Raw genomic sequence first — 18,622 nt, 5'->3', positions numbered from 1 at the left:
CTTACTTATTGGGATGCGGGACGAGGCTTGAAGATGCGTTTTCAGGCCTCGTCGGTTGTTGGAGCGTTAAAGTTTGCCGAGTTCGATGAGTCGAACGCTGGCGATGGCTTCTACTCTGCGCAGAGCATCGACGGCTGCGGTGGCGGAAGAGGCTTTGGGAACGTCGATCTGGACGACGGCGAGGGCCTGGCCGTGGGGTACGCGCTGGCTGTGGTTGGAGTGGGCACGGCCCAGAGCGAAGTTGGCGATGTTGACTGATTGCTCGCCGAGGATGGTGCCGATGCGGCCGACGACGCCAGGGACGTCGTGGTTGCGGATGGCGACGAGGGTGCCGTGAAGCGGGGCCTCGATGTCGATGCCGTCGTAGCTGAGCAGGCGGGGTGAGTTTCCGTGGAGAACGGTTGCGGAGGCGCTGGCGTCGCCGTCGGAGGAGTGGAGCACGATCTTGAGGACTGAACCTGCGCCGCCTGGGGTGAACTCTTTTTTATCTTCCTGGATGCGGATGCCGCGCTCGGCTGCGATAGCAGCGGCGTTGATGCGGTTGGCGGTGCTGCCGCCGTCTGCGCTGCTGAAGATGCCGGCGATGGCGGCGTTGCGGATGAGGTCGGTTTTGCCAGCAGCGATTCGGCCGGTGTAGGAGATCTGGATGTTTTCCAGGTTGCCGGGAGTGGCGTGGGCGAGGAATTGACCGAGGCGGTCGGCCATTTCGATGTAAGGAGCGATCTCTTTGTACTCTTCGTGCGACAGCGAAGGGAGGTTGACCGCGTTCTGGACGACACCGAGCTTGAGGTAGTCGCGGACCTGCATGGCAAGCTGGATGCCGATGGCTTCCTGCGCTTCGTCGGTTGCTCCGGCGATGTGGGGGGAGAGGATGACGTTGTCGAGATTGTAGAAGGGTGACTCTTTGAGCGGCTCCTGGTGGAAGACGTCGAGGGCGGCGCCGCCGACATGGCCGGATTTGATGGCGTCAGCGAGGGCCTGCTCGACGATGAGCTCGCCGCGGGCGCAGTTGATGATGCGGATGCCCTTCTTCATGATCTTGATCGAAGTCGAGTTGATGAGGCCTTCGGTCTGGGTGGTGAGGCCGACGTGGAGGGTGAGGTAGTCGGAGGCCTTGAAGATGTCGTCGATGGGAACGAGGGTGACGTTGTTCTCGCGGGCGATGACGGGGGCGACGAAGGGATCATAGCCGATGATGTTCATGCCGAAGCTGGCGGCGCGGCGTGCGACCTCAAGGCCGATGCGTCCGAGGCCTACGATGCCGAGGGTTTTGCCGCGGAGCTCCTGGCCCTGAAGGGATTTTTTGTCCCACTTGCCAGCGTGCATGGTGGAGTTGGCGCGGGGGATGGCGCGGGCGAGGGAGATCATGAGGCCGAGGGTGAGCTCGGCGACGGCGACGGCGTTGGCGCCGGGGGTGTTCATGACGACGATGCCGCGATGAGTGGCGGCGTCGGTGTCGATGTTGTCGACGCCTACGCCGGCGCGACCGATGACTCGGAGTTTGGGAGCGGACTCGAGAAGCTTGGCGTCGGCCTGGACGGCGGAGCGGACAACGAGGGCGTCGGCGTCGGATAGCTCAGCGGCTAGTCCGTTTTTGATCTGGTCTGGGGTGACTATTTGCCAGCCGGGTTCCTGTTGGAAGACTGCGAGTGTGGCGGGAGAGACTTTTTCAGCGAGAACGATCTTCAAAATTGACCTCAGCGTTCGGTGTCTGTTCACTGCGACTGGTCGTTGGAGGGGGTCCCCCCTCCCCATTACCCGCGCACAAGTTGTTTGTTTTCATTTAGATAGAGAGGGGGCTGGTCGCTAAATTCGTCTATCTAAATGGGTTACGGCTAAATTCGTCCAATGAAAGGAGTTACGGCGGTTGTTGTCGCTGTTGAGTTGCAAAAGGGCTAATTTTTCTATGCTGATTCTATTTTACGGGATTGAGTGGAACTCATGCGCCACGGGGATGTGGTTGTTTGGTATGGAGTTAGAGGATTTAGGGGCTTGACACTTATTTCAGGGTCGCCCCGCTCTCAACCGCCGATACTACCAACTGTCAACGAGGAGCCGACTTCAGACACGGAGCTGTGCGACTCGGGACCGATTATTCAAACATTCGTCATCAACTAGAATGAGTGCGCCATGAACCTTGAATGAAACCTGCACTACTTGCGCGTTGTCATCGGCGATGGTGAACCAGAACTCCACGTCGGTGAAGAGTTCGATTGGTTCGCAACCGAATTTTGGTCTGATGTTCTGCTAACTCAGACCGTGGAAAGGACGAAGTCCGCACTGCTGATCGCTAATAACTACTACCGTGTGAATGCCGAGGTCATTTACGTCTCGCAGGACCCCGAACAGGGGGCGGCTTGCATACTTGACTTCGGTATCAAGGCCATATCGGAAGAGGGAGGATTTCTGGGGATTCCTCTTCCGCCAGGGTGTCCGGAGGGCTACTACGTCACTGGCGAAGTTCGGCTGCAGCCGCCCCTTTGCACTGCTAATCACCCCCACGACCTCGGTCACCGATGGCGTGTGAACAGAATCTTCGCCGACTTGACCGATTTCAGCTCGTACCCGGGCGATATTTCTGAAGTTAGCTATCAAAACGTGCCCGGCACCGATTCGGTTGAATCAGGATCGTACGTCTTGCACTGTTCCGATCTCAATGCGTGATGTGAGTCGTTTGCGTGACACTCATGACGGGTGTTGCCGCCTTCTTGGCATTGGTACCGGCAAGGAGAACTACTTTGATTTCGGTACGGCTTTGATTTCGAAGACTGCGGGCCACTGCTTGCCGGTGACGAAGAGGCGGTCTTTCTTTGCGTCGTAGGCGATGCCGTTCAGGACTGACTCTTCGTTGACGCGCTGGTCGGTGGGGAGGAGACCCGTGAGGTCGATCCAGGCGATGATGTGTCCGTCGGTGGGCGAGATGCGTGCGATGCGGTCGGAGTGCCAGACGTTGGCGTAGATTTCGCCTTTGATGTATTCGAGTTCGTTTAACTGGTCGATGGTTTTGGGACCGTCTTTGACGATGATGTGGTGGGTTTCGGCGAAGGTGTTAGGGTTGCGGAAGCGGAGGGTGGCGGTGCCGTCGCTGGTGATCAGTTCCTTTGCGGTGCGCGTGATGCCCCAGCCTTCGCCGCTGTAGTGAAACTGGCTCACGATGCGGAGGGAGAAGCGATCAAGCACGAAGCCGGTGTGGGATTGCCAGGTCCATTGCAGGAGGTTCGGTCCCCAGTCGATGATGCCTTCGCCGAAGTACTTCGAGGGTAGATCGAACCGCTGGACTGGAGTGCCGGTCTCGGGCTGCGTCACTACGATGCCGGAGTGACCGTTCAGGCCGATGCCTTCGTAGAAGAGGCCGTTGAGGTAGAAAAAGCCTTCGGTGTAACTGTCGGTGGAGTGCGGATATTTTGCGATGACTTTGTAGGTGTAGACGGGGGCGGCGAAGGCGTTGACGGCGAGTGCGAGGAAGAGTGCGGACCGGATGAAGATCTTCGAGAACATTTGGGCTGGCTATCGCAGAGTTTACCTCTAAACTAATGCGCCACGTTCATGTGGCTTTTGATCTGGGTTTAGAACGATTGGGGGCTTGACACGATTTTTCTGTGACTTAACGGCCAATGTCCTGCCGGACGGGCCCACTGCGCGTGGGGCGGTCACTTCGTGACTTGTGTACCGGCTTCGCCGCACAGTCAGAGGGTATTTTTTTATTTCAGCTTCTTGAGCTCCGGATACCGCGCAAATATCCGTCGCTGATCCTCCGCTGTCAATTGCCCCAGACGCTGGGGCTTATCCTGCGGCCGCGTGCCTTTCTGATTCAGCACATTCATCAAGCTCCACTCCCGTTGCAGAGTCTGCGGTTCGTGCGCCGGCAAGTCGTAGCGCGTGAAGTCGATGACCTTTGGTGACTCGTTCTTCTCCCAGTTTCGCAGCAGCGCCAAACGAAACTCGCGATTCATGTACCACTCGATCTCCAACTCTTTTTCCGACCCTGGAGCGCCGGTTCCTCGAGCATCGAACTGATAGTTTAGCAAGGCGTTGCTTGGAGTGTGCTCGCGCCACTTCAGGCCGAACTCACCCTCGGTCAACACGCTGGTGTCTGGCCACCTGTCCTTGATGGCCTGCAGCCAGTAGGTCAGATCCTCGTCGTGCCCAATGGACACCTCCCAGATCGCAGTAACCCATCCAAATCCATTCAGAGCGTGGCCTCGGTCAAAGTGCGCCGCCGTGGTATCCAGCATCTCTCTACGGCCTACTTCCGTGCCGAGATTTCCCACAGCTTCGATTGGACCCACGCCGAGTCGGCTGTTATAGCCGCCCTCGAAGCCCTCCCGTCGTGCGGTTAGAAAGTCGCAGGTCCAGCCATCCAGGCACACGCAGTCGATGAAGTCGGCCGCTCCCTGTGCCGGTTTCAGATAGTGCTCCCGGCTTGGATAGTACGGATAGCAGATGCCGCCATCGCCATCACCGTGGTCAATCCCGTGCTGGCTCCAGATCTGCCCTTGGCAAACATGAATGCCCTCTTCCGTAGCGAGGTATCTCTGGTTTTCGGCATCCATGAAGCCCGCGACGAGGCACTCTGGTCGATATTTGCCGCCGACCATGGTGGAGATCAAGCCCAACGCCTTGTGAATAGTCTCCCGGTTATGCGCTCGCGTGTCATACATGGGTGCAAAGTAGCCGCCCGGAATGAAGGTGATCTCGTCGCCATAGCGATCGTGATACGACGCCAGAAGCCGGCGCGCGTCTTTGTACTCCTGCCGGTTGTCGTTTAAGGCCAGCCAGCTTACCGCCCACGTCATCCTCCCTTCGGGGCACCCTCTGGCAAACGCTTCTCTTCGTGAACGAATATGGGCCGGGCTGTTGTCCGGAGCTTCGTCTTCTCCGATCGAACGGGTCGGCGTTACTTCGATCTGGTTGACCCGCACGACTGAGACATGGGTCAGGAATCGTCCGCGCAAAGCAGAAGTGCTCGCCCCGAACGCCATTGCGCTCTGCGCCGTGAGCGCGCCTGAGGCCGCGGCGGTGGCACCGATTAGAAACTCTCGTCTGCTGTAAGCGGCGTCCCTTGCCATATTTAGATTTTCTGTCTTCCATGGATACTGAAAGCCCACGTCCGAGAGTCCGGACGTGGGCACCCGTTTTGTGGTGAAACTGAGACGGTGGCGTTGTTGGTTATTTGGCGTGTTCGGCGAAGAAGGTTTGGGCGGCGATGAGGCCTTTGCCGAAGGTGAAGTTGGGTGCGGGGAATTTGGTTTTGTGGATGACTTGCTCGAGAGCACCGATGATGGCGATGGTGTCCATGTAGTCGAAGAAGCCGATGTGGGCGATGCGGAAGAGCTGACCCTTCATCTCGCCCTGGCCGTCGGTGACGATGGCGGCAAACTGCGATTTGAGGCCTTTGACGAGGGTGCCGGAGTCGGTACCTTCGGGGGCTACGATGGCGGTGGCTGCTGCGGCTTCGTAGCCTACGGGCGCGAAGAGTTTGAGGCCGAGTGCGGTGGCTGCGGCGCGAGTCATGGCGGCGCAGGTGATCGCGTTGTCGACTAACTTCTTGCGGCCTTCTGCGAGGTCGCCTTCGGGCTTTTCGGGCGTACCGGCCTGGGCGGCGATGTAGTTCAACGCTGCGCCTAGAGCTGCGATGAGCGCGACGGAGGGCGTGTAAGCGGATTCGCCCTTGGCGGCGTTCTTGCGCTCCTTGCGGAGGTCGAAGTAGTAGCGCGGGTTGTAGGTGGCCTCCATGCGGTCCCAGGCGCGGGCGCTGACGGCGAGGTAGCTGAGGCCGGGGGGAATCATGACGGCTTTTTGCGAGCCGCCGATGAGGACGTCGATGCCCCAGGCGTCCATGTCGAGGTGCGAGGTGCCGAGGCCGGTGATGCCGTCGACGATGAGGAGAGCTTCGGAGTTTTCGGATTTGAGGAGCTTGGCGATGGCTTCGATGTCGTGGCGGACGCCGGTGGAGGACTCGGTGGCCTGGACGAAGACGGCGCGGGTTTCGAGGTGGAGGTTTGCTTTGACTTCGTCGAGGGAGAAGGTGCTGCCGTAAGGGGCGCTGACGACGTCGACGTGGCAGCCGAAGGCTTTGGTGATGCCGGTCCAGCGCTCGCCGAACTTGCCGGCTGTCAGAACCAGCACGCGATCTCCGGGTGACGTCAGGTTGGAGACGGAGGCTTCCATGGCTCCGGAGCCGGAGCTCGAGAGGATGATGACGTCGTTTTTGGTGCCGACGAACTCTTTGAGCTGGGAGAGGACTCGGGTGTACATCGCGCGAAACTCGGGAGTGCGGTGGTGGATATCGGCCGCGGCCATGGCGAACTGGGCGGCGGGGAGGAGAGGGGTCGGACCAGGGGTGAAGAGGCGTGTTTTGCGGATCATAGGATTTATTGTAGCGGGGCCCTGCCGGACGGGCCCACTACGCGTGGGGCGGTCACTTCGTGACTTGTGTATCTTGTTTCGGTGATGCGGGCGGCTTGGGGCCTCGCGTTGCTCGGCTTACTTATAATGGAGGATTGATTGGAGATGCGATGACGATTGGCGAGAAGATTCAGACGGATATTGTGGTAGCGATGAAGGCGAAGGACGAGCATAAGCTGACGACGCTGCGGATGGTGAAGTCGGCGCTAAGGAACAAAGAGATCGATAAGCGCGAGAAGCTGACCGATGCGGAGGAGCAACAGATTCTGACGACGCTGATCAAGCAGCGGAGGGAGTCGGTGGAATCGTTTACCAAAGGTGGACGGACGGAGCTGGCAGAGAAGGAGCAGGCGGAGATCGGGATGATCGAAGGGTATCTGCCAAAGGCTGCCGAGGAGGCGGAGATTCGACAGATAGTGCATGGCGCGATTGAGTATCTGCAGAAGGATGCCGGGGGAGTGAGGCCGGGGCCGAAGGATATCGGGCCGATCATGAACGTGACCAAGCAACGGATCATGGCGAGTGGGCTTTGGGCGGATGGGAAGCTGGTCAGCGAAATTGTGAAGGCGGAGTTGGCGAAGCAGGGCTAGTTTTTGATTGTGCAAGAAATATGGCGCCGGCGAGTCTAGGCCCGAATCAATTGTTCGTAAGGAGTTCCGCTTCGATGACGACTGCTGGTGCAAAGCTGGAGGAATCTGACGAAGCTTTGTCGCGCGTGATACCGAGTGAAATAGGGAAGGCCCAGGGTGTTATTGGCTGGTCTAGTTTTCTCTTCGCGGTGCTGCAGAGCGTTTGCAGTTTTTTTGTTGCGTTGGATGGACTGCGGTTTTTGATTGGGGTGGGTGCGCTGGCCAGCATCGTTGGAGCAGGCCAGCAGTGGGATCGACTGCATACGGACTGGGTTCGTGTGCCGATGATTGTGCTGTCGCTGGTGGGTGCGCTGTTGAACCTGACAGTGTTGTTGCATGTGCGGCATCTGCGAAGTCGGCCGTCTGCGCAGTGGCGGTTGAAGCCCTTGACACCGCGAAAGTTGAGGGCGGAGCGGGTGCAGCTTGCGCTGTCAATGGTGACGCTGGTTTTGATTGCAGTGGAAGAGATATCGCATTGGCATACGTTTCATCGGGTGTGATCTGCGTAGCGCTATCGGCGTGACCAGTTGAACTCGGTGCCGGCGATGATGGTGCGGCCTTGCAGGGGGACTTGTGGGATCTCCTGGTAGCCGGTGTTGCTGAGGTTGAGCAGGCGCAGGTAGGGGCGTAAACGACCAGTGTTGCGGGAGAGGGCGATGTCCCAGAGCGGATAGGCGGTGTGCTGGGTGCGCTGGACGACGTTGACCTGGGTGTGGGCGTTGATCTGGTGGCCAATGCTGCCAGGGAGGGTTCCGTTCCAGGCGAAGATGGCGTTTTGCGCAGCGTAGTTGTAGGCATATTCGGAGATGAGGTTGGGTGGTGGGGATGCTGCGTGGGCGGCGGCGTAGCTGAACTGTAGCTGCTGCGTGGTAGTGAGACGTAGGCGGAGAGTGGTTTCGGCTCCAGTGATGTTGAGGTTCTGGATGTTGACTGCTTGGTAGGGCTCCGCGAAGGTGAGGGCCGGGGTGGCGAGGGCGAGTTTGGAGTAGTCGATGGTGTCTTTTTGCTGGAGGCGGAAGCCGGTGGCAGTGAGTGTTAGGCGGCCGTTTGTGGGGGTCCAGTCGAGGCCGGCTTCGTAGCTCCAGGAGGACTCGGGTTTGAGGTTGGGATTGCCGATGGTGGTGGGGTCTGAGTAGTAGAGGTCGACGTAGGTGGGGAGCCGGAAGCCGTGGCCAGCGGAGGCTCTGAGGCGCGTGGTGTGGGTGAGGGTGTAAGCGGCGGCGATGCTGGGGGAGAAGACATTGCCATTGCTGGAGAGGACTTCGTCGCGTGCTCCGAGCGAGAGGGAGAAGCGGCCGAGTGTGCGGAGGCTGAGGTTGACGTAGCCTGCGCCCTGGTTGCGGGCGTGTTGGCCGAGTGAGTTGGAGTGGATGGAGTCGCCGTCGGCTTCGAGGCCGTAGGAGAGGGTGGTGTTGGGGGTGAGGTTGTCGGCGCGGCGGAGGGCGGCTTCGTAGCTGGTGGTGATGTGGTTATTTTCGTAGATCTGGGGCTGGTCGGCGAAGAGGACGAAGAGGTCGGTGTGGCGGCGGTAGCCATAGCTGGCGGCGGTCTTCTGGCCCAACTGCTGCTGAATGCTGGCGAACCAGCCTTTGGTGCGCTCCCATGAGTCGTAAGGGCCGTAGAAGAGGTTGGCTCCGTAGGGGCGGTCGCTGGTGGCGAGGAGGATGTCGGTTGTGCCGGGCTTTAGGGTTAGCCAGGTCTCGGAGGCTAGCGCGTTGCTTGAGTAGTTGCGGTCGGGAATGAAGCCGTCGGAGGTGTCGCGACTGCCGGTGAGCTGGGTGGCCACGGGGCCCTGAGTGTAGGAGGCGCGGAGGTGCTGCTCGATGGAGGAATAGCTGCCGCCGCCCGCGCTGCCAATGACGGTGAGGCCTGGGGCTGGAGGCTGGGTGAGGAGGTTGACGGCCCCGCCGATAGCGTCGGAGCCGTAGAAGGTGCTGCCTGAGCCGTGCAGGATGTCGATGCGCGTGACGGCGTCGAGGGGGACGGGGATGTCGAGATTGAGATGGCCGGTTTCGGGATCGTTGATGCGGAGGCCGTTGAGAAGGATGAGGGACTGCTCGAAGGTGGTGCCGCGGAGGGAGAGGTCGGCCTGGACGCCGTTGGCTGCACGGGCTTGCAGGTTGAGAGAAGAGTCTTGGCGGAGGTAGTCGACGACGGAGTTTGAGACGAGGGGCTGGTCGCGTGGGGAGATGAGGTTGACGGAGCGGTCGCTCTCGGCGAGGGGGAGTGGCTCGAGGGTGGTGGTGACGGAGATGCTTTGGGCGATGGGTGCGGGTTTGTTTGGGGATGGCGATGGAGTGGGTGCTTGCTGGGGCTGTTGGGCGGCGGCGCTCAGATAGATCAGACAGAGAGGCAGGTAGGCTAAAGTTGTTTTCATAGGGTCCGGTGTCCAAAACGATAATGCGCCGGGTTGAGGGACGAGTGGAGGTAGTTTTGTTTTGTTATAAATAGTTGAATTAATCAATTATCTGCCGGAGAAGAGGTGCGATGCGGATCGAAGCTTTTTTGCGGCAGAGCCCGGTGTTTCAGGCTAGCCGGATTGCGCGGAGAATGGATGCTTCACTAAATCTTGTGCTCCAAGATGAGGAGGTGACTGCGTTTGAGGCGATGGTGTTGGCGGCGATCTTCTTTGAGAAGCGCGGGCAGATCAAGCCGTCGGCTCTGGCGGAGGCGTTTGAGACTACGCGAAGCAATGTGAGTCATTGCATCTCGTCGCTTGAGGCGAAGGGTCTGGTGGAGCGGAGGATCGATCCGGAGGATGCGCGGGCGGTGCAGTTGCTGCTCAAGCCGCTGGGGAAGAGGCGAGCGGTGAGGGTGATGGGGATTCTGGATCGAATGCAGCGGCGATTTGAGGATGGTGTGGGGGCACAGAAGTTGGAAACCATGCTGACGCAGATGACGGCGGTGGAAGAGCTTTGTGCGCGGATCGCTGCTGCGGGACGCTGAGCTTATTCCTAAGTCGATAATTTGATAACGGACCAAGATTAATCGAGTGTCCGATGAATTCAGGGGAGCGACTAATGATTGCTGAGACAGTTTGGACGAAGGAGATGGAATTTGAGGGGCGGTCCGAAAGTGGCCATAGCGTCATTTTCGATGCCGGCGACCGGCACGCCAACGGCCCTTCACCAATGGAGGCGGTGCTGATGGCACTTTGCAGTTGCACCTCCGTCGATGTCGTTTCGATTCTCAAAAAGAAGCGCGAGCCCCTGACCGGCCTTACTGTGTCTGCAACCGCTGAACAGTCCGCTGCGCCGCCTCGGGTGTTTACAAGGATCATGCTGACTTACAGGATTGGCGGTGCTGTCTCAAAGAAGGCTGCCGAAGATGCGGTTGAACTCTCGAAGAACAAGTACTGTTCGGTCTCGAAGATGCTGGAGAAGGCCGCCCAGATCGACTTCAGGATCGAATACGCGAATGATTCGAGCGTGGACGTCTCGAGCAAGTAGGTTTTATTCGCGGATGATTTTGACGAAGATGCCGTCGGGGAGGGTTGCGCCGCCGAGGATGTGGACTACGCCGTCTTTGGTGAAGCCGCGGAGCATGGTGTCGGCTTTGGCGTAGGGGTTGGGTGGGGCTTCGGATTTGGTGGGGTAGGGATTGGCTTTGATGATTGGAGGGGCGGCGGGCTGGCTGGGGGAGCTTGAGCCAATGGCGGGGCCTCGGCGCATTCCGCGGTCCATGGCCTCGTTGGCGAGACGGTCGGCGTCCTTGTTTTTGTGACGCAGAGCGTGGGTGATCTCGAAGGCTTCGAGTTTGGCGATGCGGTTTTTTGCCTCTTCATAGAGTGGCTTGAGGTCGGGGCTTTTGACCTGATATTTGCCTTGGATCTGCTTGACCATTAGCTCGGAGTCGGAGACGACGCGGAGGCGAGGGTGGTGGTGGTCGAGAGCGTACTGGAGGCAACCGAGGAGGCCGGAGTATTCGGCGTAGTTGTTAGTGCGCATGCCGAGGAACTCGGCGAGTTCGGCGAGGACGGTGCCTTCGTTGTCCTGGATGAGGGCGCCGTAGCCGGCGGGGCCGGGGTTGCCGCGGGCTCCTCCGTCGCAGTGGGCGTTGATCCAATCGGTCTTTTTTGTGGCGGGCGGATTGGAGATGGGGGTTTCGGAGAAGAGGCTGGGAGCTGCGGTCGGACGGGGAGGCATTGGGTGAGTTTACCGGATAGTGGGGCTTCGGTGACTTTGGCAGTCGATGGATCGAGACGGTCGGACAACCGCTAAGGTGGATGCGAAATACGGGGGTGTCTCCACTGCGGCGGCAAAGTGCGCCGCCCGTTCGACTTCGCTCAGGGTCGAGATGACGAGTGTTATGGGTTGGATGGAGGGGCGGCTCCCCCTTTGGTGGTATCTGGTGATGCTCACCTTTCGGAAGTTTTGGGGTCTATCGAGGTGTACTTCGATTTCCTGACTCCGGAGTCAGAACGATGAATTTAGAAGCTGCTGGATTGAATCCTGGCGGGGAGTTGTCTTCTCCGCTTGCTGTGGGGCTCCGAAAACGGCACGCTAGTCCGTTTGCTGCGGGACTGATTGGCGGAACAGCGGTAGAATCGTTGCCAGCGATGGCAAAGGCAGCGGCTCAACCCGGAACCCGGAACAGCGGCAAGCTGACGCAGGCGCAGCTGGACGCGCGGGCACAACAGCGGACCGAAGATGACGAACTGATTCGCGAGGCGCAGAAGGGCCAGCGAACAGCATTCGATGCTCTGGTGCGGCGATATGACCAGTCTGTGCTTCGACTGGCGCTGCATATGCTTGGAAATGAGCAGGATGCGCAGGATGTTCACCAAGAGGCCTTCATCAAGGCTTATCGACACCTGGGGAACTTCCGGTTCGAATGCAGCTTTTATACGTGGCTTTACCGGATTGTGACGAACCTTTGCCTGGATCAGCTGAGGCGGCGCAAGAGCCGCAGGGAAGATCCGGCGACGGTGTTGGATGCCAGTGGCGATGAGATGGACCTGATGGCCAACATCACGGACGACCGGGCGATGGCGAACCCGGGCCGGGAGCTGGACCGGAAGGTGATGAGTGAGCGGATCAGCGATGCTTTGAGCAAGCTGACGCCGCGGGAGCGAACTGTGTTTGAGCTGAAGCACTACCAGGGGCTGAAGCTGCGGACGATTGGCGAGATGTTGAGCACGACGGAAGAGACGGCCAAGAATACGTTGTTCCGGGCCACGCGAAAGCTGCGGGCTAATCTGGCGGAGCTTCGATAAGGTTTGCGGCTGGGAAGTAGAAGTTGATACGAAATGATTGGATAAGGGCGCACGTAGAGCCCAGCAGAGAAGTGCAGAATTTGAGGCTGGTTGAGGTAGGACAATGAAGTGTGAGAGCGCAAGGGACTGTATCGTTTTGCTGAACTATGGCGAGTTGCCCGATGAACTTGCCGGGGGACTGGAACAGCATCTGATCGAATGTGAGGGTTGCCGCGTGGAGCTCGAGGCGATCCGGTTGTTCGAAGAGCGGTTGGCATTGCTGCCGGTGCTGGAGCCTACGCCGAATCTTCTGGCGCAGTCGCGGATGCGGCTGGATGATGCGCTGGATATGATTCCGCCGCATGGGTTTCTTACTCAACTGAGAGTTAATTTCTACCGTTGGTGCGGGCATGTGCAGAGCGCGCCAGCGCTGGCGACATTACTGCTAGGCGTGGGCTTTCTGGCAGGGAACTTTACTTTGCGCTATCAGGTAGCACATGCGCCGAAGCCGCAGGGTATCGTGACTACCGAACAGCCGGGCGTGGTGGGAAATGTGACCGGGATTGTGCAGATGCCGAACTCGGAGCTGGTGCAGGTGAAGTACAACCGGGTTGTTCCAGAGACGATGGAAGGCTCGCTGGATAGTCCGGAGATTCGGAAGCTGCTGATGGTTGGGACCAATGCTGCTGCGACCGACGTGGTGCGGAAGGACTCCGTTTCCTCGCTGGCGAACGAATGTAAGGCCGGGCATGAGTGCCAGCCGACACCCGATGGTAAGGGGATTCGGCATGCGCTGATGGTTTCGCTGCGATACGACCAGGATGCGGGAGTGCGTATGACGGCTCTCGAAGGCTTGCAGCAGTATGTCGGGCAGGACCAACATGTGCGGGACGCAGTGTTAGAAGCAGTGATGCATGATCCGGATGCCGGGATTCGGAAGACTGCGATTGGGCTGCTTGAGCCGGTGCAGTCGGATTCGAGTGTGCGGCAGGTGCTGCGGACGGTATCGACTCAGGACGCAAATCCCTATATTCGGACTGCCTCGTATAACGCGCTGCAGAACTTCGCAGATATTCAGTAAAGAAATCCCACTGGGCGATGGAGTTCTCTCGATCACAACGATGCGAGAGCTAAGCGGATAAGGTTATGCAGATGAAATACCGCAGGTCGTTGGGGGTTGTGGCGCTGGTGGCGGGCACGGCTGTTCTTGGTGGAGAACAGAGGATGCTTGCGGCGCAGGGCATCCCGTTCTGGTTTGGTCCGCGGATGCTTGCGATGGGGGAAGGCTCACATAAATATTTGCCGCAGGGGTACCTTGGGGTGGAGTCGCGCGATGTGAGCGAGGATCAGCTTGGTGCGCTGAAACTGAAGGAGGCCCGGGGCGCGGAGATTGTGAGTCTGGATCACGACGGACCTGCGTGCAAGGCGGGGATGCGGATGCATGACGTGATTCTGCAGATGAACGGTCAGGCCGTCGACGGGCAAGAGCAATTGAAGCGTTTGCTTCGCGATCAGCCGGTGGGACGGACGGTGAGTTTTGTAGTGAGCCGCGATGGGCAGACGCAGACGATGACGATGCAGATGGCGGACCGGCGGACGGTGGAGCAGCAGGCGTGGGAGCAACACTATTCGGTGCCGGCGCCGGGCCAAGCAATTTCGGGGTCGGTGGGCGGAAATAGTTTTATGTCGGCCTCGACGTCGTCCGGGACGACAACGATTCCCAAGGGTCACCGAGAGGTGCTGGCGATGAACATGATTCTGAGTTCGTCGTATACGGGTGCGCAGCTTGAGGTGATGGGACCGCAGCTGGCTGGATTTTTTGGTGCAGACGGTGGTGCGGGATTGCTGGTGCGTAGCGTCGACATCCACAGCCCAGCGGAGGAAGCTGGCTTGAAGGCGGGAGACGTGGTGGTGAAGGTGAACTCTATCCCGGTTTCAAGTGGGGCCGACTGGACCAAGACGGTGCATGACAACAGGAACAAGCCTGTGCCCGTGGTGGTGATTCGCGACAAGCATGAGGAGACGCTGACGCTGACGCCGGATAATAAGAAGCGTTCGAGCGTGATTCCTGGATTTGGGCTGGAAGAGTTTTTTGGCGAGACTGGCCAGTACACGCGCGAGCTGCTGGCGAAGCTGTAGCGCGGTCGGGGCTACGTTCTCTTAATGCACCGTGGTGCCCTCGATCAGGCCAGCTAGTTCGATTGGCAGTACGAGCGCTTCCTCGGTATTTCCCGTCATGAAGGGCTTGAGTTCGTAGTGGCCGTGGGATACTCCGACCTCGAAGATGAGGTGATCGGGATAGAGGAGTTCTTTTACGGTCGCTCCTTTGTGCGTGCCGGAGCCGGTGTACTGATCGTGCTGGATCTCAACGAAGATGGGCGGTCGGTCTCGGCGGATCGTTTCGCGCATGCCTGCGAGTGCCTTGGCTTCGTAGCCTTCGACGTCCATCTTGAGAAGCGATATGGGAGGCAGGTTGTTGGCTGCGAAGAAGTCGTCGCCGCGGACGACCGGCACTGAGATAACGTCGCTGGAGGCGTTGTCGGGGAGGTTGTTGCCGAGTGTTCCAGTGCCCTGGTTGGCGCCGGTGGGAGGGTGGAAGGTGCCGCTTTCGTTCTGGTCGCCGAGGGCAACGGGAAAGATAGTTACGTTGTCGACCCTGGCATGGTTGAGTTTGCGTTCCATCTCGGCGCGCACGACGGAGAAGGGCTCGAACGAAAAGATATGATCGGCATGACTGGACATGAAAAGGGAGTGGTGGCCGATGTTGGCTCCCACGTCGAAGAAGTTGACTGGCTTGCCGGTGGCACGGAGCGCGTCGGCGATGGCGGCGAGGAGACGTACTTCATGCAGCTGAAAGGCTCCGTAGTAGAAGACGGACCAGTCGATGAAGTTGGCCATGTTGCCGGAGTAAGACTTGCCAAAGAAATCAGTGTTGAACGGGTGCGATTCCTGATGGTCGGGGTGCGAAAACGTCCGGAGGATTCTGTCGCGACCGCGAAGCCAATGTTGACGTCCCACAAATCGCAGGAGTTGCTGCTTCATTGGTTGCATGAGGGAGATGATACGCCAGTCGTTTTTATTTGTAACTACAACAAGGAGGGTAGGTTGGTCGTCATCAGGCCTTGTGATGCGGTGATACCGGGCAAAGCAAATGACACGCAAGTTGGATGAGGTTTCGGGTTCCGGTTGTTGGGAAAACACTACGTTGGGCCACGTTTCGATATACTTGAAAGTGATATGTCTTCTGCTTCTACAACTGCCTCGGTGAATGGCAGACGTCCGATGACCGCCACGCGCCGCCTGAAGGCAGTGACGCGTAAGCTGCGCGAGCTGGGTTCAATTGGTTCCGCGGTGATGTCGACCGGGCATCCGTATATGGCGCACATTGTGCCGATGCGGCGGTGCAACCTGGCTTGTACCTACTGCAACGAGTATGACGATCACTCGCCACCGGTTCCGCTGGACGAGATGCTGCGCCGCATCGACCATCTGGGGCGGTTGGGGACTTCGGTGATAACGATCTCAGGCGGCGAGCCGTTGCTGCACCCGGAGCTGGATCAGATTATTGCGCGGATCAGGAAGACGGGCGCGATCGCCGGGATGATCACGAATGGATATCTGCTGATGCCGGACAGGATTGAGCGACTGAACAAGGCCGGGCTCGACCATATGCAGATCTCGATCGATAACGTGATGCCGGATGAGGTCTCGAAGAAGAGCCTGAAGGTGCTGGATAAGAAGCTACAGATGCTGGCTGAGCACGCGGATTTTCATGTGAACATCAACTCGGTGGTCGGCGGCGGGATTGCTGATCCGAATGATGCGCTAACGGTGAGCGAGCGCGCGCTGGCGTTGGGGTTCAGCTCGACGATTGGAATTATTCACGATGGCAGCGGGCAGTTGAAGCCGCTGGGCGATGCGGAGCGCAGTGTTTGGGACAAGGTGCGGAACCTGACGCGGCGGAGCTACTCGCGGTTCAATCACTTCCAGGAAGCAATTGCGAATGGGAAGACGAACGATTGGCGATGCCGGGCGGGTGGGCGGTACTTGTATATCTGCGAGAACGGTCTGGTGCACTATTGCAGCCAGCAGCGTGGGTATCCGGGGGTGCCGCTGGCGAATTACCAGACGGCCGATGTGAAGCGGGAGTTTTTGACGGAGAAGAGTTGTGCGCCGGGCTGCACGATTAGCTGCGTGCACCAGGTGAGCTACATCGATCACTGGCGCGCGCCGCAGACCTCGTCGGTGACGCCAGGGGCTTCGGGTAATAGCGAGCTTGTGCAGATTAGTTGATCGTGTGGGTGAAGTTGTGGGTGGGTCTGTAACCGACAATGGTGGGATTGCCTGAGTTCGCAAATTAGCGGATGCTGTTGGGATGATGCGTTCGACGCGGCTTGGGCTGGGTAGATTTTTTCTTGGATTAGCTTTGGTGGTTGGAGTGGGCTTGCCTGCTGGTGGGCAGACGGGCACGCAGGATGTGACGCAGCGGCCTACAAGCACACCTTACTCGGGCGACCTTTCCATTTTTGAGTATCCGGACCGGGATAAGAAGCTGCAAATCGATCGAGTGATGGATCTGCTGGGGATTGTGCCAGGGAAGAATGTTGCCGATATCGGTGCGGGCTCGGGCTGGTTTACGGTGCTTGCGGCGCGCAGGGTGGGACCGACGGGCGCGGTGATCGCGGAAGACATTAATCCACTAGCGATCGAACACATCGGGAAGAGAGTGTTGACGGAGAATCTGTCGAATGTGCGAACGGTGCTGGGTACCGCCGACGATCCGCGGCTACCGGAGGGTAGCGTGGACGCGGTGCTGATGCTGAAGGTGTATCACGAGATTGCGCATCCGGTGTCGACGATGAAGGTGCTGCAGAAAGCACTGCGGCCAGGGGCGAAGGTCGGGATCATCGACCGCAATGGCAACGGAGCGGATCACGGATTGAATCAGGATGTGGTGGTGAAAGAGATGAGTGATGCTGGGTACAAGCTCACGGGGACGTACGATTTTACGAAGGCGGATAAAGAGGATTATTTCCTGATCTTTCAGGTTCGTTGAGCTGTGAAAGATTGATCGCGCGAATTACTTCGTTGGGTCGATGAGTCTGAGGCCGCTTGGATCGTCGCGCTTGTTTAGTGGTGTGTCCTCGGCGGTGACGAAGACCTCAAGGGTTGGGTTCACCCAGGCTTCGAAGAGATGACCGCCTGCGGTCGTTCCGTCTCGTTTTCCCAGCACGACGTGGGTGTGGACGATCGGTCTCGACTGGAAGGTGGCGATGTCGCCGATGATGGAGAGGACCTCGACCTGCTCGTTGACCGGCAGGGGATGGTAGAGTTTACGGTCGAGATCGAACCATGCGGTGAGGGCGCTCGAGACTGCTCCGATGCCCGTAAAGTGTGCGTCGCCGACGTGGTATTGCTTCGCGAAGTCGGTGAGGCCGCTGAGGACCTCGTCGCCTTTGCCGAAGATGACGGCGAAGGTACGTTCGCCCTTTTGCTGGCTTACCAGCTTCACCTGCATGTGGGGCGCGAGGCCAGTTGGCACTGGCCTCGTGGGTTGAATGAACTCCGGGGAGCTTTGTTGGGCGTTGGTTATCGTGACAATCGTGGTGAGCAGCAGGCCTGGGAGGAGACGCTGGGCTCTGGTCATCGATCTATCGCTTCCTAGCGCTTCGCTGTGGTGGTCTTTGGTTTTGCGGCGGCAGCGGGGGCGGGATTTTCGGCGATTGCGGTGTCGAGCATGGCGTAGAGCTGGGTCACGTCGCTAACCTCGGTGTATCCCTTTTGGGTGACGATGAAGATGGTCGGGGTCTTAGTGAGGCCGACGCGCTCGCCCAGGGTCTGGTCGGCGTGTACCTCGGCGGCGAAGAGGCCGTTTGGATCAATGACGAAGGGCATTACCTTACCGTGAGATTGAAAGTACTTCTGCGTAAAGGCGTTGAGGTCTTCCTTCGAGGCGATAGACATCTGGTTCGCGAAGACAGCGCGGCGATAGTCCTCAGCGAACTGGGGGGAGATCTTGTCCTGCATGTATCGGGCCGTGATGGCGGCGTCCATGCTCCAGATGTGCATGCGGAGGGGAAAATCGTGGCGAAGAAGCGGGATCTTGTACTTGTCAACGGCCGCGTGCACGATGGGGAAGGCGTGGGCGCAGGCGGGGCATTCGAGGTCTTCAAACTCGTAGATGGCGACCGGGGAGCCCTTGGGAGCACGGAGCATGGAGGTGTCTTTGAAGCCCTGAGCGAAGGCCGGGAGGCTGGCCGGAAGGGCGAGGAACAGGGCTGCTGCGAGAAGGATGCGGGTCATTGGTGTAAGACGCATAGGATTATCTTTTGTATTTTAGCTGACGGCGGGGTTGGAACGGTTTTCCTTCAATTTCTGCATCGGGAGGGGA

Annotated in this window: 19 protein-coding genes; 10 read left to right on the top strand and 9 right to left on the bottom strand. The window is 59.0% G+C overall.

Annotated features, from left to right (window positions below):
- Window positions 1-66: 66 nt before the first annotated feature.
- The gene (gene serA / locus HDF14_RS02645) at window positions 67-1,689 is read right to left on the bottom strand and encodes a phosphoglycerate dehydrogenase (RefSeq protein WP_183973245.1); all 1,623 of its coding nucleotides are present in this window, start codon (window positions 1,687-1,689) and stop codon (window positions 67-69) included.
- A 468-nt stretch (window positions 1,690-2,157) separates the two neighbouring features.
- Between serA and HDF14_RS02640 the strand changes: the two genes are divergently transcribed.
- Complete coding sequence (locus HDF14_RS02640; RefSeq protein WP_183973243.1) at window positions 2,158-2,664, top strand: hypothetical protein; 507 nt, start codon at window positions 2,158-2,160, stop codon at window positions 2,662-2,664.
- Between the two features lie 69 nt (window positions 2,665-2,733).
- On the opposite strand, the gene HDF14_RS02635 is transcribed toward HDF14_RS02640, so the two are convergent.
- The 3 genes from HDF14_RS02635 to HDF14_RS02625 form a co-directional block, all read right to left on the bottom strand.
- Window positions 2,734-3,498 (bottom strand): glutaminyl-peptide cyclotransferase, encoded by a 765-nt coding sequence (locus tag HDF14_RS02635; RefSeq protein ID WP_183973241.1) that lies wholly within the window; start codon window positions 3,496-3,498, stop codon window positions 2,734-2,736.
- 203 nt (window positions 3,499-3,701) lie between these two features.
- Window positions 3,702-5,069, bottom strand: coding sequence for a DUF3863 domain-containing protein (locus HDF14_RS02630; RefSeq protein ID WP_183973239.1), 1,368 nt, complete (start codon window positions 5,067-5,069; stop codon window positions 3,702-3,704).
- Between the two features lie 100 nt (window positions 5,070-5,169).
- The gene (locus HDF14_RS02625; protein WP_183973237.1) at window positions 5,170-6,369 is read right to left on the bottom strand and encodes a pyridoxal-phosphate-dependent aminotransferase family protein; all 1,200 of its coding nucleotides are present in this window, start codon (window positions 6,367-6,369) and stop codon (window positions 5,170-5,172) included.
- Window positions 6,370-6,518: 149 nt separating this feature from the next.
- Here HDF14_RS02625 and HDF14_RS02620 point away from each other — a divergent pair, with 149 nt between their 5' ends.
- Complete coding sequence (locus HDF14_RS02620; RefSeq protein ID WP_183973235.1) at window positions 6,519-6,998, top strand: GatB/YqeY domain-containing protein; 480 nt, start codon at window positions 6,519-6,521, stop codon at window positions 6,996-6,998.
- Window positions 6,999-7,072: 74 nt separating this feature from the next.
- Entirely contained in the window at window positions 7,073-7,537 is a 465-nt protein-coding gene (locus tag HDF14_RS02615) for a hypothetical protein (RefSeq protein ID WP_183973232.1), read from the top strand.
- Between the two features lie 11 nt (window positions 7,538-7,548).
- Here HDF14_RS02615 and HDF14_RS02610 read toward each other — a convergent pair whose 3' ends face one another.
- A complete protein-coding gene (locus HDF14_RS02610) occupies window positions 7,549-9,414 on the bottom strand; it encodes a TonB-dependent receptor plug domain-containing protein (protein ID WP_183973230.1) in 1,866 nt (621 codons plus the stop codon).
- A 110-nt stretch (window positions 9,415-9,524) separates the two neighbouring features.
- Between HDF14_RS02610 and HDF14_RS02605 the strand changes: the two genes are divergently transcribed.
- Window positions 9,525-9,983: a MarR family winged helix-turn-helix transcriptional regulator gene (locus HDF14_RS02605; protein WP_183973228.1), complete on the top strand. Its 459-nt coding sequence runs from the start codon at window positions 9,525-9,527 to the stop codon at window positions 9,981-9,983.
- A gap of 74 nt (window positions 9,984-10,057) precedes the next feature.
- Window positions 10,058-10,486, top strand: coding sequence for an OsmC family protein (locus HDF14_RS02600; protein ID WP_183973226.1), 429 nt, complete (start codon window positions 10,058-10,060; stop codon window positions 10,484-10,486).
- Between the two features lie 3 nt (window positions 10,487-10,489).
- Here HDF14_RS02600 and HDF14_RS02595 read toward each other — a convergent pair whose 3' ends face one another.
- Complete coding sequence (locus tag HDF14_RS02595; protein ID WP_183973224.1) at window positions 10,490-11,182, bottom strand: ribonuclease HI family protein; 693 nt, start codon at window positions 11,180-11,182, stop codon at window positions 10,490-10,492.
- Window positions 11,183-11,460: 278 nt separating this feature from the next.
- Between HDF14_RS02595 and HDF14_RS02590 the strand changes: the two genes are divergently transcribed.
- The 3 genes from HDF14_RS02590 to HDF14_RS02580 all read left to right on the top strand — a co-directional run bounded on the left by HDF14_RS02590 (window position 11,461) and on the right by HDF14_RS02580 (window position 14,370).
- Window positions 11,461-12,252 carry an RNA polymerase sigma factor gene (locus tag HDF14_RS02590; protein WP_183973222.1) on the top strand — a complete coding sequence of 264 codons (792 nt, stop codon included), beginning with the start codon at window positions 11,461-11,463 and terminating at the stop codon, window positions 12,250-12,252.
- Between the two features lie 103 nt (window positions 12,253-12,355).
- Window positions 12,356-13,312 carry a HEAT repeat domain-containing protein gene (locus tag HDF14_RS02585; protein WP_183973219.1) on the top strand — a complete coding sequence of 319 codons (957 nt, stop codon included), beginning with the start codon at window positions 12,356-12,358 and terminating at the stop codon, window positions 13,310-13,312.
- A gap of 65 nt (window positions 13,313-13,377) precedes the next feature.
- Window positions 13,378-14,370 (top strand): PDZ domain-containing protein, encoded by a 993-nt coding sequence (locus tag HDF14_RS02580; protein ID WP_183973217.1) that lies wholly within the window; start codon window positions 13,378-13,380, stop codon window positions 14,368-14,370.
- 21 nt (window positions 14,371-14,391) lie between these two features.
- Here the strand turns inward: HDF14_RS02580 and HDF14_RS02575 are convergent, their stop codons facing one another.
- A complete protein-coding gene (locus HDF14_RS02575; protein WP_183973216.1) occupies window positions 14,392-15,273 on the bottom strand; it encodes an FkbM family methyltransferase in 882 nt (293 codons plus the stop codon).
- 195 nt (window positions 15,274-15,468) lie between these two features.
- Here HDF14_RS02575 and HDF14_RS02570 point away from each other — a divergent pair, with 195 nt between their 5' ends.
- The gene (locus HDF14_RS02570; RefSeq protein WP_183973214.1) at window positions 15,469-16,524 is read left to right on the top strand and encodes a radical SAM protein; all 1,056 of its coding nucleotides are present in this window, start codon (window positions 15,469-15,471) and stop codon (window positions 16,522-16,524) included.
- 82 nt (window positions 16,525-16,606) lie between these two features.
- Complete coding sequence (locus HDF14_RS02565; RefSeq protein ID WP_183973212.1) at window positions 16,607-17,287, top strand: class I SAM-dependent methyltransferase; 681 nt, start codon at window positions 16,607-16,609, stop codon at window positions 17,285-17,287.
- A 24-nt stretch (window positions 17,288-17,311) separates the two neighbouring features.
- Here the strand turns inward: HDF14_RS02565 and HDF14_RS02560 are convergent, their stop codons facing one another.
- Entirely contained in the window at window positions 17,312-17,878 is a 567-nt protein-coding gene (locus HDF14_RS02560; RefSeq protein ID WP_221304517.1) for a PPC domain-containing DNA-binding protein, read from the bottom strand.
- A gap of 14 nt (window positions 17,879-17,892) precedes the next feature.
- On the bottom strand, window positions 17,893-18,549 hold the full coding sequence (locus tag HDF14_RS02555; protein WP_260697964.1) for a DsbA family protein: 657 nt from the start codon (window positions 18,547-18,549) through the stop codon (window positions 17,893-17,895).
- Window positions 18,550-18,622: the final 73 nt, after the last annotated feature.

The organism is Tunturiibacter gelidiferens, assembly GCF_014201335.1.
GTDB lineage: Bacteria > Acidobacteriota > Terriglobia > Terriglobales > Acidobacteriaceae > Edaphobacter > Edaphobacter lichenicola_E.
The sequence above is the reverse complement of the archived record's forward strand: the minus strand, read 5'-3'. Positions and strand labels throughout refer to the sequence as shown.

What these genes read in the sequence shown, in the direction of transcription:
- HDF14_RS02555 (WP_260697964.1), bottom strand. Translation starts at nt 18,549, where the DNA reads ATGCGTCTTACACCAATGACCCGCATCCTTCTCGCAGCAGCCCTGTTC.
- HDF14_RS02570 (WP_183973214.1), top strand. Translation starts at nt 15,469, where the DNA reads ATGTCTTCTGCTTCTACAACTGCCTCGGTGAATGGCAGACGTCCGATG.
- HDF14_RS02625 (WP_183973237.1), bottom strand. Translation starts at nt 6,369, where the DNA reads ATGATCCGCAAAACACGCCTCTTCACCCCTGGTCCGACCCCTCTCCTC.
- HDF14_RS02615 (WP_183973232.1), top strand. Translation starts at nt 7,073, where the DNA reads ATGACGACTGCTGGTGCAAAGCTGGAGGAATCTGACGAAGCTTTGTCG.
- HDF14_RS02575 (WP_183973216.1), bottom strand. Translation starts at nt 15,273, where the DNA reads ATGAAGCAGCAACTCCTGCGATTTGTGGGACGTCAACATTGGCTTCGC.
- HDF14_RS02560 (WP_221304517.1), bottom strand. Translation starts at nt 17,878, where the DNA reads ATGACCAGAGCCCAGCGTCTCCTCCCAGGCCTGCTGCTCACCACGATT.
- HDF14_RS02595 (WP_183973224.1), bottom strand. Translation starts at nt 11,182, where the DNA reads ATGCCTCCCCGTCCGACCGCAGCTCCCAGCCTCTTCTCCGAAACCCCC.
- HDF14_RS02630 (WP_183973239.1), bottom strand. Translation starts at nt 5,069, where the DNA reads ATGGCAAGGGACGCCGCTTACAGCAGACGAGAGTTTCTAATCGGTGCC.
- HDF14_RS02580 (WP_183973217.1), top strand. Translation starts at nt 13,378, where the DNA reads ATGCAGATGAAATACCGCAGGTCGTTGGGGGTTGTGGCGCTGGTGGCG.
- HDF14_RS02565 (WP_183973212.1), top strand. Translation starts at nt 16,607, where the DNA reads ATGATGCGTTCGACGCGGCTTGGGCTGGGTAGATTTTTTCTTGGATTA.
- HDF14_RS02600 (WP_183973226.1), top strand. Translation starts at nt 10,058, where the DNA reads ATGATTGCTGAGACAGTTTGGACGAAGGAGATGGAATTTGAGGGGCGG.
- HDF14_RS02590 (WP_183973222.1), top strand. Translation starts at nt 11,461, where the DNA reads ATGAATTTAGAAGCTGCTGGATTGAATCCTGGCGGGGAGTTGTCTTCT.
- HDF14_RS02635 (WP_183973241.1), bottom strand. Translation starts at nt 3,498, where the DNA reads ATGTTCTCGAAGATCTTCATCCGGTCCGCACTCTTCCTCGCACTCGCC.
- HDF14_RS02610 (WP_183973230.1), bottom strand. Translation starts at nt 9,414, where the DNA reads ATGAAAACAACTTTAGCCTACCTGCCTCTCTGTCTGATCTATCTGAGC.
- HDF14_RS02605 (WP_183973228.1), top strand. Translation starts at nt 9,525, where the DNA reads ATGCGGATCGAAGCTTTTTTGCGGCAGAGCCCGGTGTTTCAGGCTAGC.
- HDF14_RS02620 (WP_183973235.1), top strand. Translation starts at nt 6,519, where the DNA reads ATGACGATTGGCGAGAAGATTCAGACGGATATTGTGGTAGCGATGAAG.
- HDF14_RS02585 (WP_183973219.1), top strand. Translation starts at nt 12,356, where the DNA reads ATGAAGTGTGAGAGCGCAAGGGACTGTATCGTTTTGCTGAACTATGGC.